The following is a 14,345-nucleotide window of genomic DNA, read 5'->3' as shown; positions in this document are numbered from 1 at the left end:
GGGGCCCGGGGGAGCCCCCTGCCGGATTCGAACCGGCGACCTGCTCTTTACGAGGGAGCTGCTCTGGCCAGCTGAGCTAAGGAGGCACGTGACCGTGAACGGCCACGGCTGACGAGCATACCGGTTTCGCGGCCCCGATTCCACCGCACGGCTGGGCGCGCGGGCCACCGAGTGTGGCCCGCCCCTTCTGCGGGCGTTCACCCCCAGGCCATGCCGCGGCCAGACGGGGACGGTTCCCTGGTGGGCACACACCGTCGACGGGAGACGCATGAGCCTGCCCCACGCCCCTCGCACCCCGGCACCCCCTGCCGCGGCCTCGTCAGCCGTGCCCCTCCGCCTGGCCGTGGTGGACATGTCCGGCACGTCCATCGTGGAGCACGGGCTCCAGGACACGGCGTTCGCCCGCACGTTGGACCAGCACGGCGTCCCGGCGGGCACGCCGGAGCACGACGACGCCGCGCGGCGGTTCCGCGCGCTCCGGCCCACCTCGCGCACGGCCGTGTTCCCCCGCGTGTTCGCCGACCGGGCGGTGGCCGCGGCGGCGACCCGCACGTTCGAGGCGACCTTCGACGCGCTGTTGGGCCAGCACGGCGTCCAGGCCGTCCCGGGCGCGGAGGAGGCGCTCGTCCGCCTGCGCGCCCTCGGCCTCCACGTGTGCCTCTGCACCGGCTACGCCCGCCACACCCAGAACATGATCCTCGAGTCGCTGGGGTGGATGGGCCTGGCGGATCTGAGCCTCTCCCCGGACGACGCCGGCCGCGGCGTCCCCTACCCGGACATGATCCTCACCGCCCTGCTCGGTCTCGACCTCGACGACGTCCGCAGCGTCCTCGTGGTCGGGGACACCGCGGAGGACATGACGGCCGGGCGCCGCGCGGGGGCCGGACTCGTGGTCGGCGTGCGCACGGGTCGCGACGCGGACGACGTCCTGCTGGCGGCGGGCGCGGACCGGGTGGTGCCGGGCCTGGCCGACGTGCCGGACCTGGTGGTCCGCACCCGCTGAGCCGGCGCCGGCCCGCCCCGCGCGGCCGCTCAGCGACGTCGCGGGGTGCGCACCCGGCGGGGCAGCAGGGCCAGCATCATGGCTTCGAGGGCCAGCTGCTCCGGCACGTTGGCGGCGATGCGCTCGCGGGCCGTGGTGACGGCGTCGATCCGGGCGAGCACCTCGGCCGAGTCGCCGGCGGCGCCGCGGGCGTACGCCTCGATCTCGTCCCGACGGTGCTCGTTGATGAGCTCGCCGTCGGCCCCCAGCTGCACGCGCAGCACGTCCCGGAACAGGCCCATGACGTCGATCATGGCCCGGTCCAGCGAGTCCCGGACGGCGCGGCGCCGCCGGCGGGTCTGGTCCTCCTCGAGCCGTTTGACGTGGTGGCGGAGCTTGGGCGGGACGGGCTCGCCGGGCTCGAGGCCCAGGGAGCGGCGCAGTGCCTCGAGCTCCTCGGCGTCCCGGGCTTCGGCGGCGGACTCGGCCTCGGCCTTGGACACCTCGGCCAACGTGGCGGCCAGGGCCATCGCGTCGGAGACGGCGGTGGCCTGGAGCGGCAGGGAGAGGATGCGCTCGCGGCGTTCGAGGGCCTCCGGGTCCCGCGCGAGGCGGCGGGCCATGCCCACGTGCGACTGGGAGATCCGGGCGGTGGTGAGCGCCGTCTCGCGGTCCAGCCCGTCGCGGCGGTGCAGCAGCTCCGCCACCTGCTCCACGGCGGGGATGCTCAGCGTGATCAGCCGGCAGCGGGAGCGGACGGTGGGGAGCACGTCCGCGGGGGACGGGGCGCACAGCATCCAGATCGTGCGGGCCGGCGGCTCCTCGATGGCCTTGAGCAGCACGTTCGTGGCGCGCTCCGTCATGCGGTCCGCGTCCTCCATGAGGAAGATCCGCCAGCGCCCGGTGGCGGGGGTGGACTGGCCGGCCTCCACGAGGGCGCGGACGTCCTCGATCCGATAGCTCACCGCCTCGGTGGCCAACACGGTCACGTCCGGGTGGGTGCCGCCGAGGACGGTGCGGCACGCGTGGCACTCGCCGCAGCCGCGCGCCGCCGGGTCTGCGACCTCGCACTGCAGGGCCGCGGCGAACGCACGCGCCGCCGTCGACCGGCCGGAGCCGGGCGGGCCCGTGAACATCCAGGCGTGGGTGGGACGGTCCTCGGCCGCGGCGCGGCGCAGCTGGGCCACCGCGGCCTCCTGGCCCGCGAGGTCCGCGAACACGGCGGGGGCGGGGGCCGTCATCGGTCGGCCGCCTGGGCGGTGACGCGGGCCAGCGCGCGGGCGGTGAGCTCCTGCGGCGGCAGCGCGCCGTCGAGCACGAGGTACCGCTCGGGCGCGGCCGCCGCGCGCGCGAGGAAGGCGGCGCGCAGGGCCTCGTGCCGGTCCGCCGTCTCCCGCTCCATGCGGTCGGGGCTGCCCTCGCCCCCCGCCGCGCGGCGGTCACGCCGGTCCGCGGCGGTGGCCGCGTCCACGTCGATCAGCACCGTCAGATCGGGGACGAGGCCGTCCGTGGCCCACTCGTTCAGGGCGGCGATCCGCGCCTCGCCCAGCCCGCGCGCCGCGCCCTGGTAGGCGACGGACGAGTCCACATACCGGTCCGTGACGACGACGGCGCCCCGGGCCAGCGCGGGGCGCAGCGTGCGGACGGCGTGGGCGGACCGGGCCGCGGCGAACAGCAGCGCCTCGGTGCGGGGGTCCACGGGGGCGTGCCCGGGGTCCAGCAGCAGCTCCCGCAGCGTCTCGCCCAGGTCCGAGCCGCCGGGCTCGCGCGTGAGCACCACCTCGTGGCCCGCGGCGCGCAGGGCCTCGGTCAGGGCGCGGGCCTGGGTGGACTTGCCGGATCCGTCTGGTCCCTCGACGGCGACGAACAGGCCGCGATGTTCGGTCTGGGTGCTCACGCCTCGAGCCTAGACGCCGCCCCGGACGGGGAGGGAACCCGGCCGGGCCGACCGCCTAGACTGACCGGCATGAGCGCCCCCATGCACTTCGCCCTGCTCGTCGACCACTGGCTGTTCCGCGTCCTGGCGATCGCCGCGCTCGTGCTCGAGGTCTGGGCGCTGGTGGACGTCGTCCGGCGCCGCCCCGACGACTTCGCCCGCATCGGGGGCCGGGACAGGAGCTTCTGGCTGATCCTCACCGGCGTCGCCGCCGTCGTCGGGCTCCTCGGCGTGCTCGCGGGCGGCGGGATGGGCATGTTCGGCCTCGTGGCCGCGTGCGTGGCGTGCGTCTACCTCGCCGGCCCCCGCCAGGACATGGGCCCGGCCCTGCGCCGCTGAGGGTCCCGCGCCGTCGGCGCCGCCCTCATGACGACGGCGCCACCGCCGCCCAGCGCACGCTCAGCTCCCCGCGCCGCCACTGGTGCGGGCCGCCCAGCACGGGCCAGCCCGCCGCGCGGAGCGTGCCGACCGTCGCCAGCCACCGCTGCCGCGTCCCGTAGGCCGCGAGCGGGGCGTGCGCGGCCCACGCGGCGTCGGCCTCCGCCAGGAGCCGATGGACGGGCTCGCCGGGTACGTGCCGGTGGATGAGGACCTTCGGCAGGCGCGCCGCCACGTCCGAGGGGCGGGCGAAGGACCCCAGCCGGAGGGCCACGGTCAGGCTCGCGGGCCCGTCCCGACGCAGGTCCACCCAGGCCGCCCGCCGGCCGTCCTCGGAGCAGGTGCCCTCCACGAGGACGCCGTCGTCGGCGAGCCCCGCGCACAGCAGGGACCAGATCGCGGGCACGTCCTCCTCCCGGTACTGGCGCAGCACGTTGAACGCGCGCACCACGGTGGGCGGCCGCGGCACGGGCAGCTCGAAGCCGCCGACCGCCCAGGTGACCCCCGGCAGGCCGCCGGCCCGCTCCCGCGCCCGGGCCACCCGAGCGGGGTCGATCTCGAGGCCCACCAGCTCGAGGGCCGGGTTCTGCACGCGCAGCCGCTGGGCCATCTCGACGGCGGTCACCGGCTCCGCGCCGAAGCCCAGGTCCACGGCCAGCGGGCGGGGAGTGCGCCGCAGCAGGGGGCCGTGCACGTCCGTGAGCCAGCGGTCCACCCGGCGCATCCGCTGCGCCGCCGTCGTGCCGCGGGTGATGTGGCCCTGCGGGCCCCGTGCCGGGACTGGGCCGGGCGTCGTGCGCGCGCGCAGCCGCCGGGCCTTCTCCACCATGGGCTCCAGCGTAGGGGAGCGGCGGGACGGGTCCGCCTAGGATGGTGACATGGCGAACACCACGTACACGCTGGTCCTGCTGCGGCACGGTCAGAGCGAATGGAACGAGAAGAACCTGTTCACCGGCTGGGTGGACGTCCCGCTGACCGAGAAGGGGCGCGCCGAGGCCGCCCGCGGCGGTGAGCTGCTGGAGGCGGAGGGCATCCGCCCGGACGTGGTCCACACGTCCCTGCTCAAGCGCGCCATCACCACGGCCAACCTGGCCCTCGAGGCCGCGGACCGCCAGTGGATCCCGGTCAAGCGCAGCTGGCGCCTGAACGAGCGCCACTACGGCGCCCTGCAGGGCAAGGACAAGGCCCAGGTGAAGGAGGAGTTCGGCGAGGAGCAGTTCATGGTCTGGCGCCGGTCCTTCGACACCCCGCCGCCCGCCCTGGACGACGACTCCGAGTTCTCCCAGATCGGCGACGAGCGCTACGCGGACCTGGGCAAGGACGCCCCCCGCACCGAGGCCCTCAAGCAGGTCATCGACCGCCTGCTGCCCTACTGGGAGGAGCAGATCCTGCCCGACCTCAAGGCCGGCAAGACCGTGCTGATCGCCGCGCACGGCAACTCGCTGCGCGCCCTGGTCAAGCACCTGGACGGCATCTCGGACGAGGACATCGCGGGCCTGAACATCCCGACGGGCATCCCGCTGGTCTACGAGCTGGACCAGAACTTCAAGCCGATCACCGCGAACGGCCGCTACCTCGACCCGGAGGCCGCCGCCGCCGGCGCCGCCGCCGTGGCCGCCCAGGGCTCCGCGCACTGACGCGTCCGACGACGACGGGCCGGGACCCCGCCGGGGGCCCGGCCCGTGGCGTCGGGGACGGTCAGGAGCCGGTGGCGTCCGGGCGGTGGGTCGCCCACTCGCCCGTGACGAGGTAGCGCACCTTGGCGGCCACGGACAGGCCGTGGTCCGTGAACCGCTCGAGGTAGCGCGAGGCCAGCGTGACGTCCGTGGTGGTGGCCGGCGTCGCGCTCCAGTCCGGGGCGGCGATCGCGCGGAAGACGGACAGGTGCAGCGCGTTGACGTCCTCGTTGAGGGCGTCGATCCGGTCCCCGTGCGCCAGGTCCTGGGTCTCGAGCAGCAGGACGACCTCCTCGGCCACCTCCACGGCGGCGTCGCACATCGCGGTGATCACGGTCCGGACCTGTTCCGGGATGACGTGCTCGGGGTAGCGCAGCCGGGTCAGCTGGGCCACGTGGCGGGCGAGGTCGCCCATGCGCTCGAGCGAGGAGCTCATCCGCAGCGTGGCGACGACGGTGCGCAGGTCCGTGGCCACGGGCGCCTGCAGCGCCAGGATGCGCACGGCCTGCTCGTCGAGGGACTCCTGCAGCTGGTCGATCCGCGCGTCCTCCGAGATGACCCGTTCGGCGCCGTGCACGTCGGCCGCCTCGAGGGCGGCCTGCGCGTCCATCATGGCGCGGTGCACGAGGCGGGCGATCTCGGTCAGGTCGCGGCCCAGCCGTTCGAGGTCGGCTCGGTAGAGCTCGCGCATGGTCTCCTCTCCCCGGCGACGCCCGTGCGCCGCCGACCCCGACTCCCCGGGGCAACGGTCCACCCTGGCAGGGCAAGATGAACGGCCCATGAACGCCGATCGTCCGGCGTCTGGCGGGGCCGGGGCAGCCCGTCTCCGGGCCGCCAGAGGCTAGTCTGGTGCCGTGGATCCCGTCATCATCGGCCTGCTGTGCGGAGCGGTCGGACTGTTCACCGGAGTGGCCTCCATGCTGGCCTTCCGGGCGTCCGAGCGCTCGCGGACGGTGGACCTGACGGTTGGCGAACCCACCCTGGCGCCGGGCGCCGCCGAGGTCCTCTCCGTGGTCGGCCGCGCGTACGCGGTGGTGGACGACGTCGACGGCGTGGTGCGCGCGAACCCCGCGGCCTACGCCCTGGGCCTGGTGCGGGGGCACTCGCTCGTCCAGGACCAGCTGCGGGAGCTCACGCGGACCGTGCGGGCCGACGGCGTCATCGTCGAGCGCCGCATGGAGCTGCCCCGAGGACCCCTCGGGCAGTCGAGCCTCGTCGTCGAGCTGCGCGTGGCCCCGCTGGACGAGGAGTACATCCTGATCCTCGCCGACGACCGCACGGACGTGACCCGCACCGAGGCCATGCGCCACGACTTCGTCGTCAACGTCTCGCACGAGCTCAAGACGCCGGTGGGCGCCATCTCCCTGCTCTCCGAGGCCATCGGCGACGCCGCGGAGGACGAGGAGGCGGTGCGTCGCTTCGCCGCACGGCTGGGCGTCGAGTCCCGCCGGCTCACGGCCCTCGTGCAGGACATCATCGAGTTCTCCCGGCTGCAGGCCAAGGACGTGGTCCAGGACGGAGGGCCTGTGGACCTCAACGCCGTCGTCGCGGACGCCGTGGACCGCCTGCGCCTGACCGCCGAGGACCGCGGCATCGCGCTGCGCGTGGGCGGCCGCGTGGACGCGGTGGTGCACGGGGACCAGGACCAGCTGATGACCGCGGTGCGCAACCTGGTGGACAACGCGGTGCGCTACTCCCCGGAGGGCACCACGGTGGGCATCGGCCTGAGCTCCGTGGACGGGCTCGCGCAGGTCACCGTCACGGACCAGGGCATCGGCATCAGCCCGGAGGAGCAGGAGCGGGTCTTCGAACGCTTCTACCGCGTGGACGCGGCGCGGTCGCGTCAGACGGGCGGCACGGGCCTGGGGCTGAGCATCGTCAAGCACGTCGTCATCAACCACGGAGGGGAGGTCACCCTCTGGTCCCAGCCGGGCCGCGGGTCGACCTTCACCATCCGCCTGCCCGAGTGGGGGGACGGTGTCGCCGTCGACGGCGCGCCGGGTGCCGCCCACGTCACCGAGCGGCGCGGTCACCGGGTGACCGCCTCGGCCGCACCCCCGACCCGGAAGGAGACGAGCGCATGAGCCGCATTCTGATCGTGGAGGACGAGGAGTCGTTCAGCGACCCCCTGTCCTACCTCCTGGAGAAGGAGGGGTTCGAGGTCACCGTCGCCGCCGACGGCAACGAGGCGCTGAGCGTCTTCGAGCGCGACAGCGCGGACCTGATCCTCCTGGACCTGATGCTCCCGGGGATGTCCGGCACCGAGGTGTGTCGTCAGGTGCGCCAGCGCTCCAACGTCCCCGTGATCATGCTGACCGCGAAGGACTCGGAGATCGACAAGGTCGTCGGCCTCGAGCTCGGGGCGGACGACTACGTGACCAAGCCGTACTCCTCGCGTGAGCTGGTGGCCCGCGTCCGCGCCGTGCTGCGCCGTCAGGGGGACCAGGAGGAGCCGATGTCGGCGACCATCAGCGCCGGCCCCGTGCGCATGGACGTCGAGCGGCACGTCGTCTCCGTGGACGGCGAGCAGGTGTCCCTGCCGCTCAAGGAGTTCGAGCTGCTGGAGATGCTGTTGCGCAACGCCGGGCGCGTGCTCACCCGCGGCCAGCTGATCGACCGCGTGTGGGGCTCCGACTACGTGGGGGACACCAAGACCCTCGACGTGCACGTGAAGCGCCTGCGCTCCAAGATCGAGCCCGATCCCTCGAGCCCCCGCTACCTCGTCACGGTGCGCGGCCTGGGCTACAAGTTCGAGGCCTGACCGGCGCGCTGCACCCGGGACGACGACGGCCCCGGCTCCACCTCGCGGTGGGGCCGGGGCCGTGGCGTGCCGGGCGCAGGCCCGGCGGAGGTCAGTGCTCCTCGCCGTAGTGGTGGGTCTCCTCGTGGAGGTGCCCGACGAGATCCTCCTCCGAGGGCTCGACTCCCTCGGGGAGCAGGTCACGGTACTGCTCCTGGGTGGCGCTCAGCAGCGGGACGGCCAGGTCGGCGGTGCCGCCGTTGCCGGAGACGGTCACGGGCAGGTTCTCGCCGACCCACACGCCCTCGCGCTCCAGGACGGTTGTGTTCGCCTCGTCCTCGAGCTTGCGGCTCTCGCCGGCGGGGACCTTCAGGGTCGCGGAGCCGCCGCCCTCGGCCTGGAAGGTGTAGGTCTGATCCTGGCCGGAGGTGTTCTCCACGGTGCCGATCAGGCGGGCGGGGCCCGACTCGCCGTCGCCGACGAGGGCGAGGTTGCGGTAGCTCAGGAAGTCCTGCTCCTGGCCGTTGATGCCGTCCGAGGGGGAGTACTGGATGGCGGTGGCGATCGGGCTCACGGCGGAGCAGCCGGTGGCGCCCAGCAGGGCGACCGCGGCCAGCGCACCTGCGGCGAGGTGGCGCCGGGCGGGCCGGGATGCGTTCTTCACAGAGGTCTCCTCAGGTGCGATGACGTGCTCAGGAGCCCCGAGGCAGGGGTCCTGCCAGGTCAGGCTACCGCATCCCGGGACGCCGGCCGGCCCGTGGCGCCGGGTCGTCCACTATCACATCCGGAGGCCGACGATGTGACGGCGCGCGCGGCATGACGAGGCCGCATGATAGAATGAGACGACTGAAAGGGGCACAACAACATGGTTTTTGAGGTCGGAGAGACCGTCGTCTACCCCCATCACGGTGCTGCGCGGATCGAGGAGATTAAGATGCGCACCATCAAGGGGGAGGAGAAGATGTACCTCAAGCTCAAGGTGGCGCAGGGAGACCTGACCATCGAGGTCCCTGCGGAGAACGTCGACCTCGTCGGCGTGCGTGACGTCGTGGATGCGGAGGGGCTCGAGCACGTCATGGAGGTCCTGCGCGCCGAGCACGTGGAGGAGCCCACCAACTGGTCCCGCCGCTACAAGGCGAACCTGGAGAAGCTCGCCAGCGGCGACGTCAACAAGGTGGCCGAGGTCGTCCGTGACCTGTGGCGCCGCGACCAGGACCGCGGCCTGTCCGCCGGCGAGAAGCGCATGCTCGCGAAGGCCCGCCAGGTGCTCGTGTCCGAGCTGGCGCTGGCCAAGAAGGTCACCGAGGAGGAGGCCGAGGGCCGCCTGGACAAGGTGCTCGAGGGCTGACGAGCAGCACACGACAGGGGAGGGGCCCGCGTCCACGACGCGGGCCCCTCCCCTGTCTCGTCCCCGGCCACGGCCGTCGCCGCCATGGGGGTCCCCGGCCACGGACCCCGGCGCGCTCCCTAGGATGAGGCCATGCCCACCGCCCTCGTGATCGCCGCCGCCGGCGCCGGCACCCGCCTCGGCGCCGGGCTGCCCAAGGCCCTCGCCCCCCTCGCGGACGGCCGCACCCTCCTGCACCACTGCCTGGAGTCCGTCGCCGCCGCGCGCGCCGCCGGGCTCGCCCTGGACGCCGTCGTGGTGCTCACCCCGCCGGTGGAGGCCGATGCCGGCCGCGTGGCCGCCGAGGTCGACGCCGGCCCGCGCCTGGACGTGCCCGTGCACTGCGTGCCCGGCGGCGCCGAGCGCGCGGACTCGGTCCGCGCCGGACTCGCCGCGGCCTCCGGCGCTCTGGCCGACCTCGCCCCGGCGGGGGCGCCCCGCTGTGTCCTCGTCCACGACGCGGCCCGCGCGCTGACCCCGCCGAGCGTGTTCGGGGCCGTGACGGCGGCGCTCGGGACCGGCGCGGTCGCCGCGGTCCCGGGCCTGCCGCTGACGGACACCGTCAAGCAGGTCACCCCCGGACGGGGCGGCGTCGACGTCGTCGCGGCCACGCCGGCCCGCGCCGGACTGCGCGCGATCCAGACGCCGCAGGGCTTCGACCTGGACACCCTGCTGGCGGCCCACGAGGCCGTGCGCACGGACCCCACGCTCGACGCCGCGGCGCTCACCGACGATGCGATGGTCATGGAGGCCGCGGGGCACGAGGTCGTGGTGGTGCCCGGCGACCCGGCCGCGTTCAAGGTCACCGCCCCCGCCGACCTCGACCTCGCCCGCCTCGAGCTCGCCCGCCGCGCCCCCCAGGGGGCCTCCATGCGCCAGCCCACCCGCCCCGCCGTCGCGGCCGCCCCCCTGCCGCGCGTGGGGATCGGCACCGACGTGCACGCGTGGGCACCCGAGGATGCCCCCCGGCCCCTGTGGCTCGGCGGCATCCACTGGCCCGGCGAGCGGGGGGTGGCCGCGACCTCGGACGGGGACGTGGCCGCCCACGCGGCGTGCAACGCCCTGCTCTCCGCCGCCGGCCTCGGCGATCTCGGGGCCGTGTTCGGCGTCGACCGGCCCGAGATGGCGGACGCGTCCGGCGCGGACATGCTCCGCGAGGTGCTGCGCCTGCTGACGGAGGCGGGCCTCGCCGTCGGGAACGTGGCGGTCCAGGTGGTCGCCCCCCGGCCCAAGGTGGGCGCGCGCCGCGCGGAGATGGAGGCCGCCCTGTCCGCCGCCCTCGGCGGGGCCCCCGTGTCCGTCTCCGCCGCCACCACGGACCGGCTGGGGTTCATCGGGCGCAAGGAGGGGCTGGTCGGGATCGCGACCGCGCTCGTCATCCCTGCGGCCTGAGTCCGCGCCGGCGCACCGACTAGGCTGGCAGAGCCCCGTCAGGACCCCGCCCCTCCGGAAGGACCGCGCCCCATGGCCCAGCGCTTCTACGACACCCGCACCGCGCAGGTCCGGGACTTCGAGCCCCTCGTGCCCGGCGAGGCGTCGGTGTACTACTGCGGGGCCACGGTGCAGGGCATGCCGCACGTGGGCCACGTGCGCAGCGCGATCGTGTTCGACATCCTCATCCGCTGGCTCGAGGCCACCGGGCTGCGCGTCACCTCGGTGCGGAACGTGACGGACATCGACGACAAGATCCTCGAGCGCTCGGCCGCCTCCCACGAGGCCGGCTTCGAGGCCTCGGACCTCTACCCGGCCCGCGAGCCGTGGTGGGCCCTGGCCTATCGGTTCGAGAAGGCGTTCGACGCCGCCTACCTCGCCCTCGGCGTCCGCCGTCCCACCTACGAGCCGCGCGCCACCGGCCACGTGCCCGAGATGTTCGCGCTCATCGAGCGCCTGATGGAGCGCGGCCACGCCTACCCCGCGCAGGACGGCTCGGGCGACGTCTACTTCGACGTCCGGTCGTGGGAGCGCTACGGCGAGCTCACCCGCCAGCGCGTGGAGGACATGCAGGACGCGCCCGACGCCGACCCGCGCGGCAAGCGCGACCCCCGCGACTTCGCCCTGTGGAAGGGCGCCAAGCCCGGCGAACCCGCCACCGCCGTGTGGGAGTCGCCCTGGGGGGCCGGCCGCCCCGGATGGCATCTGGAGTGCTCGGCCATGTCCACGAAGTACCTCGGCGCCGAGTTCGACATCCACGGCGGCGGCCTGGACCTGCGGTTCCCGCACCACGAGAACGAGCTGGCCCAGTCGGCGGCCGCCGGTGACGGCTTCGCCCGCTTCTGGCTGCACAACGGGCTCGTCACCTACGGCGGCGAGAAGATGTCCAAGTCCGTGGGCAACACGATCTCCCCCGAGGAGATGCTCGGCATGGCCCGCCCGACGGCGGTGCGCTATTTCCTGGGGCAGGCCCACTACCGCTCCCAGCTCGACTACCGGCCCGGCGCCCTCGACGAGGCCGAGGCCGCCGTCGAGCGCATCGAGGGCTTCACGGCCCGCGCCCGCGCCGCCGGCGCCGTCCCGCCCGCCCCCGACGGGGCGCTCGCGGACCGCGTGCCCGCCGCCTTCCGCACCGCCATGGAGGACGACCTCAACGTGCCCCAGGCGCTCGCGGCCCTGCACGAGACCGTGCGCGCCGGCAACTCGGCGCTGGCCGGGCAGGACCTCGACGCCGCGGCCGCCCGCCTGGCCGAGGTGGAGGCCATGACCGCGGTGCTGGGCCTGGACGACGTGCCCGAGGGCGACGACGCCGCGGCCGGCCCGGTGTCGGACGCCCTCGACTCGCTCGTCCGGTCGCAGATCGAGGCGCGGGCACAGGCCCGCGCGGACAAGGACTGGGCCACCGCGGACCGCATCCGCGATGCGCTGGCCGCGGCCGGCGTCGTGGTGGAGGACGGCGCCGACGGCGCCACATGGCGCCTGGCGGACTGACACCTAGACTGGAGGGCGATCCGGCGGCGCCCCGCGTGCCGCCGCCCCCGTCCCCGGCCCGCAGGAGTCCCGCCATGTCCACCGCCCCCCGCTCCGGCGGATCCCGCAAGCCCAAGGGCAAGAAGGGCCCCATGAAGGGCACCGGCGGCCACGGCCGCAAGGCGCTCGAGGGCCGCGGACCCACCCCCAAGGCCGAGGACCGGGTCTACCACAAGGCGCACCGCGCCAAGCAGCTGGCCGAGCGCTCGGCCGCCAAGCGCGGCCCCGTGAAGGACCAGGTCCGCGGCCGCGTGAAGCTCACGGACGAGACGGTCTCCGGTCGCAACCCCGTGCTCGAGGCGCTACGCGCGGGCATCCCGGCCAAGGCGCTGCACGTGGCCGTGCGCATCGAGATGGACGACCGCGTCAAGGAGGCCCTGCGCCTCTGCCTCGAACAGGGCGTGCCGGTCCTGGAGAACACCAAGCCGGAGCTGGACCGCCTCTCCGGCGAGGCCGTGCACCAGGGCATCGTGCTGCAGATCCCGCCCTATGAGTACGCGGACGCCACGGCCCTGGCCCTCGACGCGCTCGCGAAGCACGAGAAGGGGCACCTGCGGACCCCGCCGCTGCTGATCGCGCTCGACGGCATCACCGACCCCCGCAACCTCGGCGCCATCATCCGGGCCGGCTCCGCGTTCGACGCGGACGGCGTGATCGTGCCCGAGCGGCGCTCCGTCGGCGTGACCGCCACCGCCTGGCGCACCTCGGCCGGCGCGGCCGCGCGGGTGCCCGTGGCCCAGGCCGGCAACCTGAACACCACCCTCGTCGACCTGCACAAGGCCGGCTACTTCGTGCTGGGCCTCGACGGCGGCGGGGACGTCTCCCTGCCCGGGCTCGCCCTGGCCACGGAGCCGCTCGTGCTCGTGGTGGGGGCCGAGGGCAAGGGTCTGTCCCGCATGGTGCGGGAGCACTGCCAGCAGATCGTGTCCATCCCGATCGACTCGACGATGGAGTCCCTCAACGCCTCGATGGCGGTGGGCATCTCCCTGTACGAGATCTCGGTGCAGCGCGCCGGCGGGCGCTGACCTCCACGGCGTCCCGCCCGGGATGACGGCCGGGCGGGGACGCGGGGGTCGCACACGAAGCCCAGCGGGGCAGAGTGTCCACCGTGATGCCCATCACATGGCAGGATGTCGCGTGGACACGCCCACGTCTTGCCCGTGACGCGCGTCACCGCGCACAGTGTCTGCACTGTGTCCGACGGGCCCCCGTCGGCGAGCGCATCCCGCACCGCACCATCAGAACGAGGTCCGTCTCATGAAGCACCGCTCCCTCCCCCTCACCGCCGCCCTCGCCGTCGTCGCCCTCGGGCTCACGGCGTGCGGCGACTCCGGCTCCGGCGGCTCCGGCTCCTCCTCCGCCGCCGGCGGCGAGGGCTCCTACACCGTGGGCATCAACCAGCTCGTCTCCCACCCGGCGCTCGACGGCGCGGCCGAGGGCTTCAAGGAGGCGTTCGAGGACGCCGGCCTGGACGTGACGTTCGAGGAGCAGAACGCCCAGGGCGAGCAGGCCACCGTCACCTCCATCGCCTCCACCTTCGCCAACGACGCGGACGTCGACCTCGTGGCCGCGATCGCGACCCCCGCCGCGCAGGGCACCGCCTCGGCCGTGAAGGACAAGCCGGTCGTGTTCATGGCGGTCACCGATCCGAAGGGCGCTGAGCTCGTGGCCTCGGACGAGGCCCCGGGCGGCAACGTCACCGGCGTCTCGGACCGCAACCCGGTCAAGGAGCAGCTGCAGCTGCTCAAGGACGTGAAGCCGGACGCCACGACCGTCGGCATCGTCTACAACTCCGGCGAGGCCAACTCCAAGGTCCAGGTGGACCAGGCCAAGGAGGCCGGCAAGGAGCTGGGCCTCGAGGTCAAGGAGGCCACCATCACCAACTCGTCCGAGGTCCAGCAGGGCGTGCAGTCCCTGTCCGGCGTGGACGGCATCTACGTGCCCACGGACAACGCCGTCGTCTCGGCGCTGGAGACCGTGGTGGGCTACGGCGAGGAGCAGCGCATCCCCGTCATCTCGGCGGACATCGACTCCGTGGAGCGCGGTGCCCTGGGCACGTACGGCATCGACTACGAGGCGCACGGCAAGCAGGCCGGCGAGATGGCCGTGAAGATCCTCAAGGACGGCGCGAAGCCGGCCGAGCTGCCCGTGGGCTACGCCGACCCGGCCAACCTGCAGCTCGTGCTGAACCCGAAGGCCGCCGAGGCCTACGGCGTCGAGATCCCCGCCGAGCTCACGGACAGGGCCGACCAGCTCGTCGAGGGCTGATCCCGCGCCTGACCCGC

15 protein-coding genes and 1 tRNA gene are annotated in these 14,345 nt (G+C 74.4%); 10 read left to right on the top strand and 6 right to left on the bottom strand.

Going from position 1 to position 14,345, the window contains the following annotated elements; genetic code table 11:
• Positions 1-12: 12 nt before the first annotated feature.
• Positions 13-86, bottom strand: a tRNA-Thr gene (locus HDA34_RS05345).
• Positions 87-268: 182 nt separating this feature from the next.
• Here HDA34_RS05345 and HDA34_RS05340 point away from each other — a divergent pair.
• Positions 269-1,003, top strand: a complete 735-nt coding sequence (locus tag HDA34_RS05340) for an HAD family hydrolase (protein ID WP_073117221.1) — start codon at positions 269-271, stop codon at positions 1,001-1,003.
• A gap of 29 nt (positions 1,004-1,032) precedes the next feature.
• Here HDA34_RS05340 and HDA34_RS05335 read toward each other — a convergent pair whose 3' ends face one another.
• A complete protein-coding gene (locus HDA34_RS05335; protein ID WP_063189346.1) occupies positions 1,033-2,223 on the bottom strand; it encodes a DNA polymerase III subunit delta' in 1,191 nt (396 codons plus the stop codon).
• Positions 2,220-2,879, bottom strand: coding sequence for a dTMP kinase (gene tmk, locus HDA34_RS05330; RefSeq protein ID WP_073117222.1), 660 nt, complete (start codon positions 2,877-2,879; stop codon positions 2,220-2,222). Before tmk ends, HDA34_RS05335 begins: the two co-directional genes overlap by 4 nt.
• 81 nt (positions 2,880-2,960) lie before the next feature.
• Between tmk and HDA34_RS05325 the strand changes: the two genes are divergently transcribed.
• Positions 2,961-3,257 (top strand): DUF2516 family protein, encoded by a 297-nt coding sequence (locus HDA34_RS05325; RefSeq protein ID WP_063189348.1) that lies wholly within the window; start codon positions 2,961-2,963, stop codon positions 3,255-3,257.
• Positions 3,258-3,282: 25 nt separating this feature from the next.
• On the opposite strand, the gene HDA34_RS05320 is transcribed toward HDA34_RS05325, so the two are convergent.
• Positions 3,283-4,125: a hypothetical protein gene (locus HDA34_RS05320; protein WP_060974309.1), complete on the bottom strand. Its 843-nt coding sequence runs from the start codon at positions 4,123-4,125 to the stop codon at positions 3,283-3,285.
• Positions 4,126-4,174: 49 nt separating this feature from the next.
• Between HDA34_RS05320 and HDA34_RS05315 the strand changes: the two genes are divergently transcribed.
• A complete protein-coding gene (locus HDA34_RS05315) occupies positions 4,175-4,933 on the top strand; it encodes a phosphoglyceromutase (RefSeq protein ID WP_063189350.1) in 759 nt (252 codons plus the stop codon).
• A gap of 61 nt (positions 4,934-4,994) precedes the next feature.
• Here HDA34_RS05315 and phoU read toward each other — a convergent pair whose 3' ends face one another.
• Positions 4,995-5,663 (bottom strand): phosphate signaling complex protein PhoU, encoded by a 669-nt coding sequence (phoU, locus tag HDA34_RS05310; protein ID WP_036316039.1) that lies wholly within the window; start codon positions 5,661-5,663, stop codon positions 4,995-4,997.
• A gap of 163 nt (positions 5,664-5,826) precedes the next feature.
• On the opposite strand from phoU, the gene HDA34_RS05305 reads away from it, so the two are divergent.
• Together HDA34_RS05305 and HDA34_RS05300 are read left to right on the top strand one after the other, a co-directional pair.
• Positions 5,827-7,056, top strand: coding sequence for a sensor histidine kinase (locus HDA34_RS05305; RefSeq protein ID WP_036316036.1), 1,230 nt, complete (start codon positions 5,827-5,829; stop codon positions 7,054-7,056).
• Positions 7,053-7,733 (top strand): response regulator, encoded by a 681-nt coding sequence (locus HDA34_RS05300; RefSeq protein ID WP_041104721.1) that lies wholly within the window; start codon positions 7,053-7,055, stop codon positions 7,731-7,733. The genes HDA34_RS05305 and HDA34_RS05300 overlap by 4 nt, the downstream gene beginning before the upstream one ends.
• A 91-nt stretch (positions 7,734-7,824) precedes the next feature.
• On the opposite strand, the gene HDA34_RS05295 is transcribed toward HDA34_RS05300, so the two are convergent.
• The gene (locus HDA34_RS05295) at positions 7,825-8,376 is read right to left on the bottom strand and encodes a hypothetical protein (protein WP_036384688.1); all 552 of its coding nucleotides are present in this window, start codon (positions 8,374-8,376) and stop codon (positions 7,825-7,827) included.
• Positions 8,377-8,577: 201 nt separating this feature from the next.
• Here HDA34_RS05295 and HDA34_RS05290 point away from each other — a divergent pair, with 201 nt between their 5' ends.
• The 5 genes from HDA34_RS05290 to HDA34_RS05270 all read left to right on the top strand — a co-directional run bounded on the left by HDA34_RS05290 (position 8,578) and on the right by HDA34_RS05270 (position 14,328).
• Positions 8,578-9,060: a CarD family transcriptional regulator gene (locus HDA34_RS05290; RefSeq protein WP_036384689.1), complete on the top strand. Its 483-nt coding sequence runs from the start codon at positions 8,578-8,580 to the stop codon at positions 9,058-9,060.
• 132 nt (positions 9,061-9,192) lie between these two features.
• Positions 9,193-10,491, top strand: a complete 1,299-nt coding sequence (gene ispF / locus HDA34_RS05285) for a 2-C-methyl-D-erythritol 2,4-cyclodiphosphate synthase (protein ID WP_134376975.1) — start codon at positions 9,193-9,195, stop codon at positions 10,489-10,491.
• A gap of 72 nt (positions 10,492-10,563) precedes the next feature.
• On the top strand, positions 10,564-12,021 hold the full coding sequence (gene cysS / locus HDA34_RS05280; protein WP_134376974.1) for a cysteine--tRNA ligase: 1,458 nt from the start codon (positions 10,564-10,566) through the stop codon (positions 12,019-12,021).
• A 74-nt stretch (positions 12,022-12,095) separates the two neighbouring features.
• Positions 12,096-13,085: a 23S rRNA (guanosine(2251)-2'-O)-methyltransferase RlmB gene (gene rlmB / locus HDA34_RS05275; protein WP_036382443.1), complete on the top strand. Its 990-nt coding sequence runs from the start codon at positions 12,096-12,098 to the stop codon at positions 13,083-13,085.
• 232 nt (positions 13,086-13,317) lie between these two features.
• Positions 13,318-14,328 carry an ABC transporter substrate-binding protein gene (locus tag HDA34_RS05270; protein WP_044658572.1) on the top strand — a complete coding sequence of 337 codons (1,011 nt, stop codon included), beginning with the start codon at positions 13,318-13,320 and terminating at the stop codon, positions 14,326-14,328.
• Positions 14,329-14,345 lie beyond the last annotated feature (17 nt).

Origin of the sequence: Micrococcus luteus (genome assembly GCF_014138885.1) — a bacterium.
Lineage (GTDB): Bacteria > Actinomycetota > Actinomycetes > Actinomycetales > Micrococcaceae > Micrococcus > Micrococcus luteus.
The sequence above is the reverse complement of the archived record's forward strand: the minus strand, read 5'-3'. Positions and strand labels throughout refer to the sequence as shown.

Excerpts from the sequence above, each read along its gene's own strand:
- HDA34_RS05340 (WP_073117221.1), top strand. The coding sequence starts at position 269 with ATGAGCCTGCCCCACGCCCCTCGCACCCCGGCACCCCCTGCCGCGGCC.
- HDA34_RS05335 (WP_063189346.1), bottom strand. The coding sequence starts at position 2,223 with ATGACGGCCCCCGCCCCCGCCGTGTTCGCGGACCTCGCGGGCCAGGAG.
- HDA34_RS05325 (WP_063189348.1), top strand. The coding sequence starts at position 2,961 with ATGCACTTCGCCCTGCTCGTCGACCACTGGCTGTTCCGCGTCCTGGCG.
- HDA34_RS05320 (WP_060974309.1), bottom strand. The coding sequence starts at position 4,125 with ATGGTGGAGAAGGCCCGGCGGCTGCGCGCGCGCACGACGCCCGGCCCA.
- HDA34_RS05315 (WP_063189350.1), top strand. The coding sequence starts at position 4,175 with ATGGCGAACACCACGTACACGCTGGTCCTGCTGCGGCACGGTCAGAGC.
- phoU (WP_036316039.1), bottom strand. The coding sequence starts at position 5,663 with ATGCGCGAGCTCTACCGAGCCGACCTCGAACGGCTGGGCCGCGACCTG.
- HDA34_RS05300 (WP_041104721.1), top strand. The coding sequence starts at position 7,053 with ATGAGCCGCATTCTGATCGTGGAGGACGAGGAGTCGTTCAGCGACCCC.
- HDA34_RS05290 (WP_036384689.1), top strand. The coding sequence starts at position 8,578 with ATGGTTTTTGAGGTCGGAGAGACCGTCGTCTACCCCCATCACGGTGCT.
- ispF (WP_134376975.1), top strand. The coding sequence starts at position 9,193 with ATGCCCACCGCCCTCGTGATCGCCGCCGCCGGCGCCGGCACCCGCCTC.
- cysS (WP_134376974.1), top strand. The coding sequence starts at position 10,564 with ATGGCCCAGCGCTTCTACGACACCCGCACCGCGCAGGTCCGGGACTTC.
- rlmB (WP_036382443.1), top strand. The coding sequence starts at position 12,096 with ATGTCCACCGCCCCCCGCTCCGGCGGATCCCGCAAGCCCAAGGGCAAG.
- HDA34_RS05270 (WP_044658572.1), top strand. The coding sequence starts at position 13,318 with ATGAAGCACCGCTCCCTCCCCCTCACCGCCGCCCTCGCCGTCGTCGCC.